The organism is Vibrio sp. 1288, from assembly GCF_033344475.1.
The window spans coordinates 1-534 of sequence record NZ_JAWPOX010001043.1; the positions used below are offsets into that span (position 1 = coordinate 1).

Sequence of the window (534 nt, forward strand, 5' to 3'; positions counted from 1 at the left end):
GTTAATTGCGACCTGCATGGAGAACTTTCTTAAAGCCATGTTTATTATTGCTGGTTTAGCAGTTGGCCTCGCAGTTCCTGGGCTGTTATTCTACCGCCGCAGACCGATAGTATAAGGACCCGACATGATCATTAGTATGATTGCCGCGATGGCAGACAACCGCGTTATTGGCAAAGATAATCAAATGCCTTGGCATCTTCCTGCGGATTTTGCTTGGTTTAAACGTTGTACGATGGGGAAGCCCGTCGTAATGGGAAGAAAGACTTACGATTCAATTGGTCGCCCTTTGCCAGGACGTTTGAATATTGTCATTAGCCGAGATGAATCATTGAGTATTGAAGGCGTTACGACGGTGACTTCAGTTGAAAAAGCGTTAGAGGCTGCGGGTGATGTTGAAGAAGTAATGATCATTGGTGGCGGTGCTATCTATGCTTCTTGTTTAGCGATGGCAAATAAACTGTACGTCACACATATTGATGCTGTAGTTGAAGGTGACACCCAGTTCCCAGACTGGGGTAATGAGTTCAAAGAGAC

At 45.3% G+C, this 534-nt stretch carries 1 protein-coding gene; it reads left to right on the forward strand.

The genetic code is table 11. The annotated features are described in order from the left end of the window. Positions 1-124: 124 nt before the first annotated feature. Positions 125-534 (forward strand): type 3 dihydrofolate reductase (gene folA, locus R8O11_RS30810; RefSeq protein WP_318195334.1); only part of this gene is annotated, 410 nt, incomplete at its 3' end.